Source organism: Enterobacter sp. GER_MD16_1505_Eko_090, from assembly GCF_003331015.1.
In the GTDB taxonomy this organism is placed as follows: domain Bacteria; phylum Pseudomonadota; class Gammaproteobacteria; order Enterobacterales; family Enterobacteriaceae; genus Enterobacter; species Enterobacter roggenkampii.
In genome coordinates this window covers 1-1,347 of the sequence record NZ_PUQF01000062.1, presented here as the reverse complement: position 1 = coordinate 1,347, position 1,347 = coordinate 1, and the positions used below count along the sequence as shown (strand labels likewise).

The following is a 1,347-nucleotide window of genomic DNA, read 5'->3' as shown; positions in this document are numbered from 1 at the left end:
GTAGGATATTTAATGAGATGGTCACTCCCTCCTTCCCGGTATTATGCTGAGGACAGGCTTTCATTCGGAGAACTATCATGGAAAACATTGCGCTCATTGGTATCGATCTGGGTAAAAACTCTTTCCATATTCATTGCCAGGATCGTCGCGGGAAGGCTGTTTACCGTAAAAAATTTACCCGGCCAAAGTTGATCGAATTTTTGGCGACATGCCCCGCTACAACCATCGCAATGGAAGCCTGTGGCGGTTCTCACTTTATGGCACGCAAGTTGGAAGAGTTGGGGCATTCCCCAAAGCTGATATCACCACAATTTGTCCGCCCGTTCGTTAAAAGCAATAAAAACGACTTTGTCGACGCCGAAGCTATTTGTGAAGCTGCATCGCGTCCGTCTATGCGTTTTGTGCAGCCCAGAACGGAATCTCAGCAGGCAATGCGGGCTCTGCATCGTGTCCGTGAATCCCTGGTTCAGGATAAGGTAAAAACAACCAATCAAATGCATGCTTTTCTGCTGGAATTTGGCATTAGCGTTCCCCGAGGAGCTGCCGTTATTAGCCGACTGAGTACCATTCTTGAGGATAATAGTTTGCCTCTTTACCTCAGCCAGTTATTGCTGAAATTACAACAGCATTATCACTATCTTGTTGAGCAGATTAAAGATTTGGAATCCCAGTTGAAACGAAAGTTGGACGAAGATGAGGTTGGACAGCGCTTGCTGAGCATTCCCTGCGTCGGAACACTGACAGCGAGTACTATTTCAACTGAGATTGGCGACGGGAAGCAGTACGCCAGCAGCCGTGACTTTGCGGCGGCAACAGGGCTTGTACCTCGGCAGTACAGCACGGGAGGTAGGACGACATTGCTGGGAATTAGTAAGCGAGGTAATAAAAAGATCCGAACTTTGTTGGTTCAATGTGCCAGGGTATTCATACAAAAACTGGAACACCAGTCTGGCAAATTGGCCGACTGGGTCAGGGATTTACTGTGCCGGAAAAGCAACTTTGTCGTCACTTGTGCTCTGGCAAACAAGCTGGCCAGAATAGCCTGGGCCCTAACGGCACGACAGCAAACTTATGTAGCATAACGGCAGAAATACACCGGTTTAAAGAATTACTGATCTGGTTTTGCGAATACTGATATTGATGATACTAACGGCCCACCGGCCTGTTGAGGAACCTGTAAAACGGAAAGGCTCATTGAAGCCGTATATTTTCTGGAGGTTCATCAGGCGCGGAACTCATCAAGGCGCGGGAATAAAATCCCATTCAGACGCCGGATAGATTCAAGCAAGCCAACTTGTCGTCAAAATCGGTGTTGCAAAAACGGGAGTGACCATAGATTCCGTTTTC

1 protein-coding gene is annotated in these 1,347 nt (G+C 47.7%); it reads left to right on the top strand.

Going from position 1 to position 1,347, the window contains the following annotated elements:
* Positions 1 to 77: 77 nt before the first annotated feature.
* Positions 78 to 1,082 (top strand): IS110-like element IS4321 family transposase, encoded by a 1,005-nt coding sequence (locus tag C6A40_RS24750; RefSeq protein ID WP_000427623.1) that lies wholly within the window; start codon positions 78 to 80, stop codon positions 1,080 to 1,082.
* The last annotated feature ends 265 nt before the right edge of the window (positions 1,083 to 1,347 follow it).

Coding starts and splice junctions, on each gene's coding strand:
- C6A40_RS24750 (WP_000427623.1), top strand. CDS start 78: ATGGAAAACATTGCGCTCATTGGTATCGATCTGGGTAAAAACTCTTTC.